General features: G+C 45.7%; 19 protein-coding genes. All 19 read left to right on the forward strand.

Annotation, left to right across the window (positions count from 1 at the left end; all coding sequences use genetic code 11):
* Positions 1 to 3 precede the first annotated feature (3 nt).
* A complete protein-coding gene (locus tag Ga0451573_RS15935) occupies positions 4 to 2,085 on the forward strand; it encodes a chemotaxis protein CheA (RefSeq protein ID WP_231685146.1) in 2,082 nt (693 codons plus the stop codon).
* A gap of 15 nt (positions 2,086 to 2,100) precedes the next feature.
* A complete protein-coding gene (locus Ga0451573_RS15940) occupies positions 2,101 to 2,559 on the forward strand; it encodes a chemotaxis protein CheW (RefSeq protein WP_231685147.1) in 459 nt (152 codons plus the stop codon).
* A complete protein-coding gene (locus tag Ga0451573_RS15945) occupies positions 2,559 to 3,176 on the forward strand; it encodes a chemotaxis protein CheC (RefSeq protein ID WP_231685148.1) in 618 nt (205 codons plus the stop codon). The genes Ga0451573_RS15940 and Ga0451573_RS15945 overlap by 1 nt, the downstream gene beginning before the upstream one ends.
* On the forward strand, positions 3,176 to 3,658 hold the full coding sequence (locus tag Ga0451573_RS15950) for a chemotaxis protein CheD (protein WP_331459435.1): 483 nt from the start codon (positions 3,176 to 3,178) through the stop codon (positions 3,656 to 3,658). The genes Ga0451573_RS15945 and Ga0451573_RS15950 overlap by 1 nt, the downstream gene beginning before the upstream one ends.
* A 12-nt stretch (positions 3,659 to 3,670) precedes the next feature.
* The gene (locus tag Ga0451573_RS15955; RefSeq protein ID WP_231685149.1) at positions 3,671 to 4,057 is read left to right on the forward strand and encodes a hypothetical protein; all 387 of its coding nucleotides are present in this window, start codon (positions 3,671 to 3,673) and stop codon (positions 4,055 to 4,057) included.
* Positions 4,058 to 4,076: 19 nt separating this feature from the next.
* Positions 4,077 to 4,868: an RNA polymerase sigma factor WhiG gene (gene whiG, locus Ga0451573_RS15960; protein ID WP_231685150.1), complete on the forward strand. Its 792-nt coding sequence runs from the start codon at positions 4,077 to 4,079 to the stop codon at positions 4,866 to 4,868.
* 15 nt (positions 4,869 to 4,883) lie between these two features.
* Positions 4,884 to 6,566, forward strand: a complete 1,683-nt coding sequence (locus tag Ga0451573_RS15965) for a FapA family protein (RefSeq protein WP_231685151.1) — start codon at positions 4,884 to 4,886, stop codon at positions 6,564 to 6,566.
* A gap of 19 nt (positions 6,567 to 6,585) precedes the next feature.
* Positions 6,586 to 6,906, forward strand: a complete 321-nt coding sequence (locus tag Ga0451573_RS15970; RefSeq protein ID WP_231685152.1) for a hypothetical protein — start codon at positions 6,586 to 6,588, stop codon at positions 6,904 to 6,906.
* Positions 6,907 to 6,943: 37 nt separating this feature from the next.
* Entirely contained in the window at positions 6,944 to 7,582 is a 639-nt protein-coding gene (locus Ga0451573_RS15975; protein WP_231685153.1) for a hypothetical protein, read from the forward strand.
* The gene (locus Ga0451573_RS15980) at positions 7,575 to 8,045 is read left to right on the forward strand and encodes a hypothetical protein (RefSeq protein WP_231685154.1); all 471 of its coding nucleotides are present in this window, start codon (positions 7,575 to 7,577) and stop codon (positions 8,043 to 8,045) included. The genes Ga0451573_RS15975 and Ga0451573_RS15980 overlap by 8 nt, the downstream gene beginning before the upstream one ends.
* Positions 8,046 to 8,534: 489 nt before the next feature.
* Positions 8,535 to 9,281: a 30S ribosomal protein S2 gene (rpsB, locus tag Ga0451573_RS15985; protein WP_231685155.1), complete on the forward strand. Its 747-nt coding sequence runs from the start codon at positions 8,535 to 8,537 to the stop codon at positions 9,279 to 9,281.
* A gap of 69 nt (positions 9,282 to 9,350) precedes the next feature.
* A complete protein-coding gene (gene tsf, locus Ga0451573_RS15990) occupies positions 9,351 to 10,238 on the forward strand; it encodes a translation elongation factor Ts (RefSeq protein WP_231685156.1) in 888 nt (295 codons plus the stop codon).
* A gap of 153 nt (positions 10,239 to 10,391) precedes the next feature.
* Positions 10,392 to 11,117, forward strand: coding sequence for a UMP kinase (gene pyrH, locus Ga0451573_RS15995; protein ID WP_231685157.1), 726 nt, complete (start codon positions 10,392 to 10,394; stop codon positions 11,115 to 11,117).
* The gene (frr, locus tag Ga0451573_RS16000) at positions 11,114 to 11,671 is read left to right on the forward strand and encodes a ribosome recycling factor (RefSeq protein WP_231685158.1); all 558 of its coding nucleotides are present in this window, start codon (positions 11,114 to 11,116) and stop codon (positions 11,669 to 11,671) included. Before pyrH ends, frr begins: the two co-directional genes overlap by 4 nt.
* A 24-nt stretch (positions 11,672 to 11,695) precedes the next feature.
* The gene (locus Ga0451573_RS16005) at positions 11,696 to 11,908 is read left to right on the forward strand and encodes a hypothetical protein (RefSeq protein ID WP_231685159.1); all 213 of its coding nucleotides are present in this window, start codon (positions 11,696 to 11,698) and stop codon (positions 11,906 to 11,908) included.
* Between the two features lie 3 nt (positions 11,909 to 11,911).
* Entirely contained in the window at positions 11,912 to 12,079 is a 168-nt protein-coding gene (fdxA, locus tag Ga0451573_RS16010) for a 4Fe-4S ferredoxin (protein WP_231685160.1), read from the forward strand.
* Positions 12,080 to 12,210: 131 nt separating this feature from the next.
* Positions 12,211 to 13,014, forward strand: coding sequence for an undecaprenyl pyrophosphate synthase (gene uppS, locus Ga0451573_RS16015; RefSeq protein WP_231685161.1), 804 nt, complete (start codon positions 12,211 to 12,213; stop codon positions 13,012 to 13,014).
* On the forward strand, positions 12,959 to 13,825 hold the full coding sequence (locus Ga0451573_RS16020) for a phosphatidate cytidylyltransferase (RefSeq protein WP_231685162.1): 867 nt from the start codon (positions 12,959 to 12,961) through the stop codon (positions 13,823 to 13,825). Before uppS ends, Ga0451573_RS16020 begins: the two co-directional genes overlap by 56 nt.
* A gap of 13 nt (positions 13,826 to 13,838) precedes the next feature.
* Entirely contained in the window at positions 13,839 to 14,903 is a 1,065-nt protein-coding gene (gene ytvI, locus Ga0451573_RS16025; protein WP_231685163.1) for a sporulation integral membrane protein YtvI, read from the forward strand.
* Positions 14,904 to 14,945 lie beyond the last annotated feature (42 nt).

Raw genomic sequence — 14,945 nt, forward strand, 5'->3', positions numbered from 1 at the left:
GCAATGGACATGACACAATACAGGGGCATGTTTCTGGAAGAAGCTCAGGAGCATTTGCAAAAACTTAATGAAGCCCTTCTCGATTTGGAAGGTTCGCCTGAAAACCGGGCAATTCTGGACGAGATTTTCAGGTCTGCACATACATTAAAGGGCATGTCTGCAACAATGGGGTTTAACCAGGTTGCAGAGCTTACCCACAACATGGAGAATGTTTTGCATAAACTCAGGAACGGCGAGCTGTGCTCTGCTTCCGGAATCGTAGACCTGCTTTTTAAATGTGTTGATTCCCTCGACAGTATGATTAATGACATAGCTGGAGGCGGAGAAGGCGATTTAGCTGTTGAAGACCTCCTGATCGAATTAAAAAACCTTAATGATCCGGAAAGTCAGGCCGGTAAGCCGTCTGGGAGCATGAGCCCTGAGACGGGGCTCTCACCGGGCGTTCCTGCAGGGAGCGCAGTCACTGGACAGAATATCGTAACATCAATAGACTTTAACGAATATGAAAAGAACCTGATTAAACAAGCTATTGATCAGGGGTTTCAATGTTATCACATTGTAGTTTCCATTGACCCGCGCTGTGTGATGAAGTCTGCCAGAGCCTTTATGATATTCAAGAATATGGAGGCTATTGGCGAAATAATAAAAAGTATACCGCCTGTCCAGGATATTGAGGAAGAAAAGTTTGACACGGGTTTTGAAATTATTCTGATATCCATAGAACCACAGGAAACCGTGAGAAAGGGGCTGGTTTGCATAACTGAGGTTATGGAGCCGGACATTACGGTCATTTCCCAGGTTTTCTCAACAGGCTCACCTGCCGGCCGGGCTGAAACCCAGGTTTTAAAATCACAGTCTCTGCAGCAGGACAAGTCATTGGACATTAACGATAAACGTGATTTGGGAGCAACTCGGGCCATTCCCGCAAAGGCGAAAGCCAGCCAGACTGTGCGGGTTGATACTACAAAGCTTGATAATTTGATTAATTTGGTTGGCGAGCTGGTAATAAACAAAACACGGATAGAGCAGATAGGGAAGGTGAATCAACTCCCGGACCTGGCTGAAACGCTTGAACAGATGGACAGAATAACCACTGATCTGCAGAATGTGGTTATGAAGGTCAGAATGGTGCCAATCGACACCGTATTCAGCCGTTTCCCCAGGATGGTAAGGGATTTGGCCAAAGAACTGGGCAAGGAAATAGAACTGATAATTGAAGGCAAAGAGACAGAACTGGATCGCACTGTTATAGATGAAGTTGGTGACCCTCTGGTACACCTGCTGAGGAACGCTGTTGACCATGGAATAGAGGAACCCGATTTGCGGGCTGCTGCCCAAAAGCCGGAACAGGGCCGGGTTCTGTTGTCAGCCCGCCATGAAGGCAATAATGTTGTTATTGAGGTGGAGGATGATGGCAAGGGACTTAATCCTGAAGCCCTTAAACAAAAAGCCATTGAAAAGGGTATTCTTGATGCTGAAGGTGCGGCTGAACTAAGCGATGCTGAAGCGGTCAGGCTTGTTTTGCGGCCTGGGTTTAGTACCGCCGAAAAAATAACCGACATCTCCGGACGCGGTGTGGGCATGGATGTTGTCAAAAACAAGATTGAGGCTTTGAGCGGCAGTATTAATATTGAGAGTAGTTCTGGGCGCGGGACCAGATTTAAAATCCAGCTGCCCCTTACACTGGCTATAATTCAGGCACTGCTGGTGTTGATTGAAGATGAGACTTATGCCATACCCCTGAGTTTTATAGCTGAGACTACCAGTGTCATGCCTGAACAGGTAAATAAAATACAGGACCAGGAGGTTATTCTCCTGAGAGGTGGGGTACTGCCCCTGATTAGGCTTAACGAAGTCCTGCAGGTACAGCCCACTGCTTTGCCCAAGGATGAGGAGATTAATATTGTTGTCGTCAAAAACGGTGAGAAAAGAGTAGGGCTTTTGGTCGACACCCTGATTGGGCAGCAGGAGATAGTGATTAAGCCCCTGGGTAAGCTATTGGGCAATATTTCTGTTGTGTCCGGGGCCACTATCCTTGGAAATGGGCAGGTGTCACTGATAATTGATGTGGCAGGGCTGTTTTAAAAGGGGGAACAGGTTATGGAAACTGGAATACAGGTAGTTGCCTGCACAGTTGAAGGCGAGGAATATGCAATCGAAATCAAGAGAGTTCAAGAGATAATCAGGGTACTTGAGACAACCAGAGTGCCTTATGCATCTCCATATATTTCCGGGGTAATTAATCTCAGGGGGATGGTTATTCCGGTAATGGATCTGCGGAAAAGGTTTGGTTTACCATCCAGGGCCCCTGGAGAAGCTGCCAGAATAATTGTCATCAACCGGAACAATGAAATGGTCGGTATTTTGGTGGACAGTGTTTCCGAGGTAATCTGGCTTCCCGCGCAGGCGGTGGAAACTCCTCCTTCCGGTGTAAGCGGCGCTAATACTGAGTTTTTTTCCGGAATCGGCAAGCTGGGCAGTCGGCTGCTGATAATGCTCAATCTGGAAAGAATTTTTGAAATCAATGATTCTGTTTCCTCAGGAAGGGGGGTACTTTGATGTCTCTATATGAGAACCTTAGTGAAATACAATTGGACGCTTTCAGGGAAATCGGCACCATTGGCGCCGGAAACGGCGCTACCGCTTTATCTCAGCTTATGGGGCGTAAAATAGGAATGTCTGTTCCGGCTATTAGTGTTCTGCCATTTTCCCAGATGCCTGATGCGGTAGGTGGCGCCGAAAAACTTGTCGCCGGAGTTTTCACGACTATTAGCGGACTGGCCCCCTGCAATATTCTGTTTATGTTTCCGGTTGATTGTGCCAAGACCTTGGCGGGTTACCTTATGGACAGAAAATACGGTCAGGATGAAGATCTGGATGAAGTTGGCATGTCTGCCCTTGCCGAGGTAGGTAATATTGTTTCCGGCGCATACTTAAATTCCCTGTCTAGCTTTACAAGCCTGGAATTTGTGCCTTCTGTGCCCGCCTTAGCGATTGATATGGCAGGCGCTATATTGAACACAGTGCTGGCCAGGATTGGTATTGCCGGAGATCATGCCCTCCTGATGGAAACGGTTTTCAGTGAAATTGAAGGAAAGGTTACCGGTCACTTCTTTTTGCTGCCTGAGGCCGATTCGCTGGAAAAAATTATGGAGGCGATAGGGGTGAAGGGCTAGTGGGAAACATAATCAAAATAGGAATGGCGGACCTTAATGTTGCAGTGTTCCCGGATATTTTACAGACTTGCGGCCTTGGCTCATGTGTGGGTATTTGCTTATGGGACCCGGTTAAAAAGGTTTCCGGTATGGCCCATATTATGCTGCCTTCCAGTTCTCTGGGGAAGACCGCCAATGATGCAAAATTCGCTGATACAGCTGTTCCTCTGCTGATTAACGAAATGCGAAAAAACGGTGCAAATGAGTCTCGCCTGGTTGCTAAGATTGCAGGCGGCGCCCAGATGTTTTCGTTCTACAGTTCCAATGACATCATGAAAATTGGCGAACGGAATGTTGAAGCGGTAAAGGCCGCATTACAGTCAGCCAGGATACACCTGCTTGCTGAAGATACAGGCGGAAGTTACGGCAGGACCATTGAATTTTTCTCTGAAAATGGCAAGCTGTATGTCAGGACTATAAATTTGGGGGAGAAGTTTATTTAAGGGGGACCTTAAGTGTTTTCGGGAAATAATAGGGTTTTTGGGTTGGCATTTATCGGAGTTTTTTTTGTGATACTGTTGATTGGATTACTATCTGGCGTAACCCTTAAAGCCGGTCTGGGCCGGGCCTTTATGGCAGGATTGTTGTTTTCAGTATTGCTCTGGGCCCTTTTCAAGGTAATCGGCAGGTATGCCTTGCCTATAGCAGACATAGCGGACAGTTCTTCTCCACAGAACGACTATGTGGGCGGGCAGCTGGATCTCACGGTTTCAGATTCGGAAGAACCTAAAGGTTTTTCCCCAATTACAGCAAAACAGATTGACCCTGATTTGGAGAGAGTTATCAACGACGACCCTGAGAGAGTGGCAGAAATAGTTAAGAAAATGGGTTATGATGGTTAAAACCCGGTAGGAGGTTTTTATGAACCCTTCAGTTGCTGCAAATGAGACAGGCCTGTTATGGGAGCGCTATAAAAATCATAATGATATTTCTGCCCGGGAGCAGTTGATTCTTTATTATGTAGGACTGGTTAAGTATGTGGCAGGCCGGATGGCAATTTCCCTTCCGCCGAGTGTACAGCAGGATGACCTGATAAGCTACGGGATATTTGGGCTGATCGATGCAATAGAAAAATTTGAGCCTGAACGCAACATTAAGTTTGAGACTTATGCCATAGCCCGGATTCGGGGATCTGTTTGGGATGGTTTAAGGTCTATGGATTGGGTTCCTTATTCAATACGGCAAAAGGCCAAAGAGCTTGAATATGCATATTCCCGACTAGAAGGCAAGCTTGGCAGGGCAGCAACAGATGAGGAAATTTGTGATACCCTTAGTATAAATAAACAGCAATTTGTTCAGCTGCTAATGGAAACCAGTTTTACTTCCTTTTTATCCCTTGACGAGATATGGAAATTCGACAGGGATGGAGGTAATTCGGTCAGGGTTATCGAAACTATTGAGGATGAGAACGCTGTTGATCCTGTTTCAATGGTTATGTTTGAAGAAAGAAAACTGGCTTTAACTGATGCTATTAATAAACTTCCTGAAAGGGAGAAGCTTGTTATTGCGCTATATTATTATGAGGGGCTGACACTAAAAGAAATTGGTAAAGTGCTTGGTGTCACCGAATCCAGAATATCACAGTTACATACTAAAGCTGTTCTGCGGCTTCGCGGCCGCTTAAGCAGGGTGAAAAAAAAGATCTTTGACTAAAACGGAGGAAACCATATGACTGACGATAGTTTAAAAAATCTGACCCAGCAGGATATGGAGAAGATTCTTGAAAAGGCCGAGGATGTAGCTAATGATGTACTGGAGAATGGTAATATGCACCTGCAATTTAAGCCTGATGGCGTGTACCTGACTGTTACCCCTCCCGGCAGCAGCGGTTCCGCAATAAATTCAGACCAGGTTCTTAGGGAACTGGAACTGCGTGCTGTCCGAAATATTGATAACAGAAAGGTTCAGCAAATAGTTAATGAAATGAAGGGCACTCCTGAATTAATTGCACCTCATCAGGGAGAACTGGCAGAAGACGGGTATATAGTTGTCGAAATCAGTAAGAACAAGATGGAGGCATACCTGACGGTTTACCCTCACCGGGGCAGGGGTAAACCGGTTACCAGAGAGGATATTCAAAAGGCTCTTAAGGATAACCATGTGGTTTACGGAGTAATGGAATATATAATTGATTCTGCTCTCCAATTCGGCCAGGTGGGGGAAGTCCTGACAGTTGCCGCAGGCTCTGAACCTGTTGATGGGGAAAGTGCCGTCATTGAGTATAAGATTAATCCTGCAAATCCTGGCAAACCGGAAGAGCTTATGGATGGCAGGGTGGATTTTTATAACCTGCACCTGATCCAGAATGTTGAACCAGGTGAAGTACTTGCTGTTAAAAAACCTGCCCAGCCTGGAACCCCAGGGCATACCGTTACTGGTGAAGAGCTGCCTCCCAAACCGGGGAAGGATGTTCAGCTAGCCATTGGGAAGAATGTGGAACTTACTGATGACAATAATACTGCTGTAGCTGCTGCTAAGGGTCATGTGGTAATAGCCGGAAATAAGATAAGTGTTTCCGGAATATACGAAATTAACGGTGATGTGGACTTTAATACCGGAAACGTTGAGTTTAGCGGCACCGTAGTTGTTAAAGGCAGCATCAGGGAAGGCTTTAAAGTTGTTGCTGACGGTGATGTCGAGGTAATGGGCAACATAAGTGACGGGATTGTTGAATGCACAGGCGCCCTTAAGGTGAAAAACGGCATAGTTGGCAGAAGCAAGTCCAGGATAAAGGCTGGAGGGAGCGTTTTTACCAGATTTATTGAAAACACGGTACTGGACTCGGGAATGGATGTAATAATCGGAGAAGCGATTATGCACAGCAGAGTTCACGCCCGGAAGTCTGTTGTGGTTGCAGGCAAAGGGGTAATAGTCGGCGGACTTATCAGAGCCGGTGAGGAAATAAACTGTAAAAACGTAGGCTCTCCCATGGCCACGGCAACGGAGCTGGAAACAGGGGTCAATCCTGACCTGCGGCGCAGGTATTCATTTCTTTTAAAAGAGAAGCAGGCTAAGGAAGTTGACCTTGACAAGGCAGAAAAGGCCGTTAAATTATTAAAGTACCTGGAGCAGACCCAGGGGACTCTTCCTGAAGATAAAAAAGCTATACTTGCCAGGGTTGCCAAAGTTCAGGGGGAGCTCATCCGGGAACTTGAAGAACTCAAAAACTGCCTTGTAGATATCGAAGCACAGATACAGCAGTCTGAACGGGGACGTATCAAGGTCCATGGCGTTATGCATCCGGGGGTTAAAGTTACTATTGGCTCGGCAACGATGCAGGCATATGATGACCTGCCGTTTGTGACCCTGACCAATGTTATGGGAGAGATAAAAATTAACCCATATAAATAGAGACAGGTGGTGGGAGAATATGACCCTGCGTCCGGTCGATATGCAGGTTCTTCTGCCGAAGGTTTCCGAAGTTAACCGCAACCAGCCTATCCAGAATCAGCAGGACCAGACACAGCAGCAGCAAATGGCTGCACAATTCCAGAAACAGATGGAGATACAGAAGCAAAAGGTTCACAATTCCGAGAAACCTGATGGCCAGAAAATCGAGCAAGATACTGAGGAAAAGGCTGCCAGTCACGATGGCGAAGGCAAAAAACGCCGCCAGGGCGGTCGGGAACAGGAAAAACAGGAAGAGTTAAAAGACCCTGACAGGGGCAAGCTTTTTGACATCAAGGTATAATTTTTGTTGTGTGAATTTGCATTAAGGGTGTGAGATTTTGGTTTACCTGTTCATATTTTTGGGAGTAATATTTATTGCCCTCGCTGTTTGGAGGGGGCGGGTTTGTGATGTTATTAGGCAGCAGGAAATTCAGGAATACAGACAATTAAAGGAAGATCTACGGCTGGCCAGGAGTGATGTGGAAATACTTTTGGACCAGTTGGAAAATGTCTCTGAAAAAGTTGTTACAGATATCTCAGCCGGTATTGAGGAAGCCGAGCTCCTCAAGGATTTGAATTCAGGTGAAGTCAGTGAGACAGATACAGGTGTTGCCCTTGAAGCAGATACAGGTGATGCCAATAAGGCGGATACAGGTGATGCCAATAAGGCAGATGAAGGTGAAGCTTTTGCGGCAAAGTCAAGGTCTCTTGGAGTGAATTCCGGACCTGCTTCTGTGATGACAAAAAAAATAAATAATACTATTATGTTTCCGCGGACTTCCGCATTACCTGCGGATGATACAGCCGATACTGCCAGACCGGGTCTTAATCAATTACCTGCAAAACACCAGATGGTTTATGCCATGGAACGGCTGGGTTACCCTGAGGACGAGATTGCCAGACAGATGAATATAGGAAAAGGTGAAGTAAGCCTGATTCTCCAGATAAAAAGAAAAGGTGAAGAATTAAATGCTTAGTATATTCAGGAAGGATTTCCTGCTTGGTATAGGACTGGGGTTTTTACTAAGTGCGCTTATAGTTAATTTCTCCGGTGCGGATAAATTAACCGACAGTGAGATTATGGAACGGGCAGCCCAGCTAGGCATGGTCCACGCTGAAAAAGAAACTGATAAAGAAACTGATAAAGTGCCGGGGATTCCGGTAAAAACCCCTGTTAATGATGCTGCAAAAGAACCTGTTAAAACCGAAGAGTCAAATCCGCCTGAAAACACAAAATTTGTGAAGTTTGTGATAAGGCCGGGAACCGGGTCGGAAGAGATTTCCCGAATGCTTGAAGAACAGGGCGTAGTTACAGACAGAAGTCAGTTTTACCAACTGGTAACCGATAAGGGCGCTCACCGCAGGTTCCGAACCGGAACCTTTGACCTGCCTTGTGATGGAGATATGGAGGAGATCCTGAAAATTTTAACAGGGAGGTAACAATTCTTTAGGCTGCTGACAAAGGGCACTGATTTTGAATATATCAAACTATATTTTAGACAGGGGCAGATATGTTCCTCTGGCGGGGCCCCCAATCCGTTACCGAAACCCCGGCCTTTTGGAAAGGCCGCCGTTTCGACGGTTTGGGGGGACCCCCGACGTCTCCGCCGGCTTCCACTCCCGCTTCGCGGGTCGTGGGCCGGACGGACGACATCCGCCTGCCGGAACACATCTACCCCTGTCTCAATAATATTTTTATAATACAAAACCAATACTTTTATCAGCAGTCTGAGGAAATTAAGGCTTCCTGTATAAAAATTTCCATTGATTGCAATAATATAGTTGCACTTGACTGAAATATGTGCTACAATATCAAACGGTGTAAAATACACACGTTTCCGGATTTTTGCAGTGGTGCCGGGTTAATACCGGCTCTGCAGAAGATGAAAGGAACGGAGGAAAAAACCAATAAGAGAGGAGGTGACTCCAATGGCTGTAATTTCCATGAAACAACTTCTGGAAGCCGGAGTTCACTTTGGACACCAGACACGCAGGTGGAACCCGAAAATGGCGGAGTACATTTTTACCGACCGGAACGGGATTTATATCATCGATCTGCAGCGTACTGTTAAGAAGGTTGACGAAGCCTATAATTTTGTCAGACAGTTAGCTTTAGAAGGCAAAAGCATCATGTTTGTGGGAACCAAGAAGCAGGCTCAGGAGGCTGTCAGAGAAGAAGCAACCCGTTGTGGGATGTTCTTCGTAAATCAGCGCTGGCTTGGGGGAACACTGACCAATTTCCAAACCATCAAAAGGCGGATTGACCGCCTTCATGAACTGGAAAAGATGGAGGCTGACGGGATCTTTACCGTACTTCCCAAAAAAGAAGTAGCTGTTTTACTGCATGAAAAAGAGAAACTGGAAAAGTTTCTTGGCGGTATTAAGGAAATGAAAAGACTTCCCAGCGCCCTGTTTATTATTGACCCGCGTAAAGAGCGCATCGCAGTGGCAGAAGCAAGAAAGCTTGGGATTCCTATTATTGCGATAGTTGATACTAACTGTGATCCCGATGAGATTGACTTAGTAATTCCCGGGAATGATGATGCAATCAGGGCAGTTAGGTTACTGACTTCCAAGATGGCAGATGCAGTTATTGAAGGGATTAATCTAAGTAAGGATAAACAAGCTGAAGCCGAGGCTGAAGCTGAAGCTCAGGCTGAAGTAATGGAAGCATAAAACAAATCAGGGTGACCAGGGTTTTTGAGGAGCCCTAGTCACCCTTATTTTTAAGGAGGATTAATTAAAATGGTTACTGCTGCAATGGTTAAAGAGTTGCGGGAACGCACCGGGGCAGGGATGATGGACTGTAAAAAAGCCTTGGCCGAAACTGGGGGCGACATGGAAAAGGCAATTGAATTCTTGCGTGAAAAAGGCCTTGCCGCTGCAGCCAAGAAATCAGGGCGTATTGCCGCTGAGGGGCTGGTTTCGGCAAAAGTGGCTTCCGGTAACAAAAAGGCTGTTCTTCTGGAAGTAAACTGTGAAACGGATTTTGTAGCCAAGACAGATGAATTCAAAGCATTTGTGGATGAAGTTGCTGATGTAATTTTACACAATAATCCGACAGATGTGGATGGACTTCTTCAAGTTAAGGCTGGCCAAAGTACTGTTAGTGAAATGCTTACCGAAAAGGTTGCCAAAATCGGAGAAAATATATCTATTCGCCGTTTCGCATCATTTGAGGCACCCGATGGTTTTGTAGAAGCATATATCCACGGTGTGGGACGTATTGGCGTCCTGGTCGAGCTTTCAGGTAATTCGGATAACCTCGGTGAAGTTGCCAAAGATGTGGCTATGCAGGTTGCTGCATCCAAACCTGATTATGCAACCCGTGACCAGGTTGCTGCAGATGTAATTGAAAAAGAAAAAGAGATTCTTAAAGTTCAGGCTATGAACGAAGGTAAATCGGAAAATATCGCTGAAAAGATTGTTATGGGCAGGATAGAGAAATTCTACAAGGAAAACTGCCTGGTAGAACAGCCTTTTATAAAAGATACTGATTTAAGTGTAAAGCAGATGCTTGAGCAAAAACAGGTTAAGGTAGCTCGTTTTATCCGTTTTGAAATGGGCGAAGGGCTTGAAAAGAGAGAAAACGATTTGGCGGCAGAGGTTGCTGCCATGCAGAAAAAATCCTAGCCTGGGAAAGCTTGAGCCTATCAAAAAAAGAGAACACTCTCGGTGTTCTCTTTTTTTAAAGGTGGCAACCTTTTAAAAAAAAAAATATTTCCCAAAAGGATTTTTTGCTGTTGTGTAGAACATTATTCAGAGAAATGGGAGGTAAACAACTACATGGATAAGCCCAAATATACAAGAGTGGTCCTGAAATTGAGCGGGGAAGCCTTAGCCGGTCAGAAAGGATTCGGAATAGATCCGGATACTGTCTTTTCAATAGCAGAGCAGATTAAGGACATTATCTCCCACAAAGTGCAGGTTACCATTGTTGTCGGAGGTGGCAATTTCTGGCGTGGTATTGCAGGCAGTACCAAGGGAATGGATAGGGCTACCGCAGATTACATGGGCATGATGGCAACTGTAATGAACTCACTGGCTTTGCAGGATGCCCTGGAAAAACTGGAGGTTGACACCAGAGTACTTACTGCCATAGAAATGCGTGAAGTTGCAGAACCGTATATTCGCCGTCGTGCCATCAGGCATCTTGAAAAGGGCCGGGTGGTAATTTTCGGTGCGGGAACCGGTAACCCCTATTTCTCTACTGATACAACTGCAGCCTTAAGGGCTGCCGAAATAGAGGCTGATGCTATCCTGATGGCGAAGCAGGTGGACGGGGTTTATGATTCTGATCCTGTCAAAAACCCAAATGCTAAAAGGTATGATAGACTGTCTTACATTGAAGTCCTTAACAAGGGACTTGGGGTTATGGATTCAACCGCAACCTCCTTGTGTATGGACAATATGATTCCTATTATAGTATTTAACCTCAATCAAAGCGGGAATATAAAACGTGTTGTGATGGGGGAAAATATTGGTACATTTGTCGGGGGTGAATTAAAGTGATTAAAGAGGTAGTCAGTGAAGCTGAAGAAAGGATGAAAAAAGCCATTGACGCATTACGCAAGGACCTTGCTTCTTTGAGAGCTGGGCGGGCTGCTCCGGCCCTGCTGGACAAAATAGTTGTCGATTACTACGGTGTTCCTACTCCCATCAACCAAATGGCAAATATCTCTGTTCCTGAGCCGCGGCTGCTGGTTATCCAGCCTTGGGACAAAAACGTCATCAGCGCTATTGAAAAGGCCATCCAAAAGTCTGACCTTGGGCTGACTCCCAATAATGACGGCTCAATTATCAGACTGGCAATTCCACAGCTAACTCAGGAAAGAAGGAATGAACTGGTCAAGATGGTTAAGAAAAAGGCTGAAGAGGCCAGGGTAGCTGTGCGGAATATTCGGAGAGACGCTAATGATAACCTGAAGTCTTTCGAAAAAGAAGGAGAAATTTCAGAAGACGACGGAAAGAGGGGACATGAAGAGGTTCAAAAGCTAACAGACAGCTGGGTAAAAGAAATTGACCAAGTACTTTCAAACAAAGAAAAAGAAATTATGGAGGTCTAATTATAACAGGATTGAGGGATATATATGGAGCTGCCTGATGTGATAGGTTTTGTGCTGGATGAGGCATTAGATGTGATTACCGGTTGCGGCTATGAAGTTGATGAAATAGTAGTTTTAAAACCACCGCGGAAATCAGCCGAACCTGTTGGAATAGCCCGAGTAGTGCGCCTTTCTCCAGATGAGAGAGGTGGACTACAGGTTATCATTACATATCAGGATTATGGAAAGGAGGTGTAATACATGGCCTATAAAATTACTGATGAATGTGTAGCTTGCGGTACATGCATGGATACATGCCCCAATGGCGCCATTTCCGAAGGTGATATTTATGTAATTAATGCTGATGAGTGCGTTGACTGCGGCGCTTGCGCTGAAGCTTGCCCCACAGGAGCAATTGTTGAAGGTTAGTCAGCTAAACCCCCTCAATTAAGAGGGGGTTTGTTTCATATTAACAAAAAGATGTAATAAAAATATAAAATAGTAGTAATTAATGGTATAATATATCTTAATAATTCCTGTAAAGCCGGGGAGGCTGCCAAATGGTGCGCGAATGGCTAAGCGTTTTGAGATTGGGCAAACATAAAAATAATTCCCCAGAAGTGGAGGATTTATATAAGTCACTTGATTCTGACAAAATGCCTGTACATATTGCCATCATTATGGATGGGAACGGGCGCTGGGCTACCCGGCGCGGGCTGCCAAGGGCATTGGGACACCGGGCCGGTGTCGAATCACTAAGAGAAATTGTGAAAACATGCTCGTCTCTTGGGGTGGGTTTTCTGACTGTATACGCCTTTTCTACGGAAAACTGGAAGAGACCGGCAGAGGAAGTTACTACTCTGATGGATCTTCTGGTAGAATATCTCAATAAGGAGCTTAAGGAACTGCATCATAACAATGTCAGGGTGAAAACCATCGGGAGAATTGATGAGCTTCCGGCTAAGGCACGGGATGCCTTGGAAGTGGCCGCAGCAGAAACCTCTCAGAATACCGGACTTACTCTGAACCTGGCCCTGAATTACGGAGGCCGGAATGAGATAACTGAAGCCGTGAAGCAGATAGGCAGAGATGCTTCAGCCGGGGTCTTAAACCCCGATGATATCGACGAGAACATAATTTCCAAATATCTTTACACTGCCGGTATGCCGGACCCTGACCTGTTGATCCGGCCTTCAGGAGAGCAGCGGATAAGCAACTTTCTGCTATGGCAGGCGGCTTATGCCGAATTTTGGTATTGTCCTGTCCTTTGGCCGGATTTCCGCAGAAAGCATTTACTGGAAGCTGTGATTGATTATCAAAACCGCCAGCGAAGGTTTGGCGGACTTCATCATAGTAAAAAATGAGGCCGGTGATCTTGATAACATGCTATTATACAGAGTTTTAAGCGCTGCAATTGGTATCCCCGTTGCTGTCTGCCTCGTATGGTATGGCGGCTTGCCTTTGTTATTGGCTGTTTTGATTCTTGCATTGCTGGGTATCCATGAAACAGGCTCTCTTCTTAAAAAAACCGGAATAAATGTCTGGATGCCAGGCGCTTTTTGGGGAGGACTTATATTTGTAATTAATGCCGGTTTTGAGAGTAAGGGTTTACTGGGTGTCACTCTGCTGCTGGTGATGTTGGCTGTATTTATTCGTCTTGTGTGGTTATATCCCCGGGTTAACATTACTGAACTGGCTGTGACGGTATTTGTTTCTTTATATGCCGGTTGGCAATTAACCCATATAATTGCCCTCAGAGAGCTGCCGGGCGGCTTCTATTTAGTGCTTCTGATGATGCTGACAACCTGGAGTACCGATACCTTTGCATATTTTACCGGCAGCGCGGTGGGCAAAACAAAGCTGGCCCCGGCACTGAGTCCCAATAAGACAATTGAAGGCTCAATAGGCGGTATTGCAGGAAGTGTGGCCACAGCTGCCGCTTTCTGGGCAGTCACTGCTCATTTTGCACTCATACATTATATCCTTATCGGACTCCTTGTTGGAGTTTTGGGCCAGGTTGGTGACCTGGTGGAATCAGCGCTGAAACGATTGGCCGGGCAAAAGGATTCCGGAAGAATAATTCCTGGCCACGGAGGCATTCTTGACAGGTTTGACAGTATGCTGATAACAGCGTCCGTTGTTTATTTTTATTTGAAAATCTTTATTTTTTCTTAAAGGTGGACTTACCTTGAAGGACTTTGCCAAAACTGTGATTATCATATTGCTGGGAACAGCAGTGGCCTACCTTTTGGGACTCTATGTCGCTCCCATACTGGCGCCATTTATTTTAGCCCTGTTCCTGACCTTTTTTATAGACCCTCTGATAGATTTCTTTCAGAACAGGCTGCGGTTCCCCAGAACAGCCGCTGTTAGCACGGCAATGCTGGTAGTATTTGGCGGCGCCGGTCTGGTGGTTACTGCCGTTATCACCAGGTTAATTGTTGAACTTGTTCATTTAACGGCATTTTTACCTGATTATATTCATAATATTAAATCAGTGATTTCATCTCTTCAGAGTAAGGCCGAGGCCTATTACCTGGCCTTACCGGGTGATGTTACGGAATTCATCAATGAGAAAGTAACTGGCGCTGATTACAGCCTGGATTCTATACTGGGCAGGGCCGAAAAAGTAACCGGTACCTTGCTCAATGCTCTGCTGAACCTGATTTCATCTGTCCCTACATTTATTTTGCTGATAATCATCAGTGGTATAGCCACATATTTTATGGCCAAAGATAAAGTTATTTTGATTGATTTTTGGCTGAGGGTGATACCGGAGCCATATGGCCGCAAGATTCTTGATGTGGTTAAGGATATTTTTTATGCTGTAATCAGTTATATCAGAGCAATTCTGGTGCTTGTTATGCTCACTTTTCTGCAGACCCTTATCGGCCTTCACCTGATTGGCGCACCATATGCCTTGATTATGGCGCTGGTTATCGGGTTTGCCGATATTATCCCGGTCTTGGGGCCGACCGCTATATATCTGCCTTGGATTATATGGGAGTTTATTACCGGGGATACGGTGTTTGCCATTAAACTCACTGTCCTTTATGCCCTTGTCATAATTGTAAGGCAGGTACTGGAGACCAAAATTGTTTCCAATTCTATTGGCCTGCACCCTTTGGCAACCCTTGTCAGCATGTATGTAGGCCTCCAGCTTATGGGACCTCTTGGGGTAATCGCCGGTCCTCTGTTTGTGATTGCACTGAAGGCCTGCGGTTCGGCCGGTTTGCTGCGTTGGAAAAGTTGAACGGGAATGTTTCCAGGAAACCGGAATCATTTTGGGTTTAAC

Origin of the sequence: Phosphitispora fastidiosa (genome assembly GCF_019008365.1) — a bacterium.
Lineage (GTDB): Bacteria > Bacillota > Thermincolia > Thermincolales > UBA2595 > Phosphitispora > Phosphitispora fastidiosa.

Coding starts and splice junctions, on each gene's coding strand:
- Ga0451573_RS15935 (WP_231685146.1), top strand. CDS start 4: ATGGACATGACACAATACAGGGGCATGTTTCTGGAAGAAGCTCAGGAG.
- Ga0451573_RS15940 (WP_231685147.1), top strand. CDS start 2,101: ATGGAAACTGGAATACAGGTAGTTGCCTGCACAGTTGAAGGCGAGGAA.
- Ga0451573_RS15945 (WP_231685148.1), top strand. CDS start 2,559: ATGTCTCTATATGAGAACCTTAGTGAAATACAATTGGACGCTTTCAGG.
- whiG (WP_231685150.1), top strand. CDS start 4,077: ATGAACCCTTCAGTTGCTGCAAATGAGACAGGCCTGTTATGGGAGCGC.
- Ga0451573_RS15965 (WP_231685151.1), top strand. CDS start 4,884: ATGACTGACGATAGTTTAAAAAATCTGACCCAGCAGGATATGGAGAAG.
- Ga0451573_RS15970 (WP_231685152.1), top strand. CDS start 6,586: ATGACCCTGCGTCCGGTCGATATGCAGGTTCTTCTGCCGAAGGTTTCC.
- Ga0451573_RS15980 (WP_231685154.1), top strand. CDS start 7,575: ATGCTTAGTATATTCAGGAAGGATTTCCTGCTTGGTATAGGACTGGGG.
- rpsB (WP_231685155.1), top strand. CDS start 8,535: ATGGCTGTAATTTCCATGAAACAACTTCTGGAAGCCGGAGTTCACTTT.
- tsf (WP_231685156.1), top strand. CDS start 9,351: ATGGTTACTGCTGCAATGGTTAAAGAGTTGCGGGAACGCACCGGGGCA.
- pyrH (WP_231685157.1), top strand. CDS start 10,392: ATGGATAAGCCCAAATATACAAGAGTGGTCCTGAAATTGAGCGGGGAA.
- Ga0451573_RS16005 (WP_231685159.1), top strand. CDS start 11,696: ATGGAGCTGCCTGATGTGATAGGTTTTGTGCTGGATGAGGCATTAGAT.
- fdxA (WP_231685160.1), top strand. CDS start 11,912: ATGGCCTATAAAATTACTGATGAATGTGTAGCTTGCGGTACATGCATG.
- uppS (WP_231685161.1), top strand. CDS start 12,211: ATGGTGCGCGAATGGCTAAGCGTTTTGAGATTGGGCAAACATAAAAAT.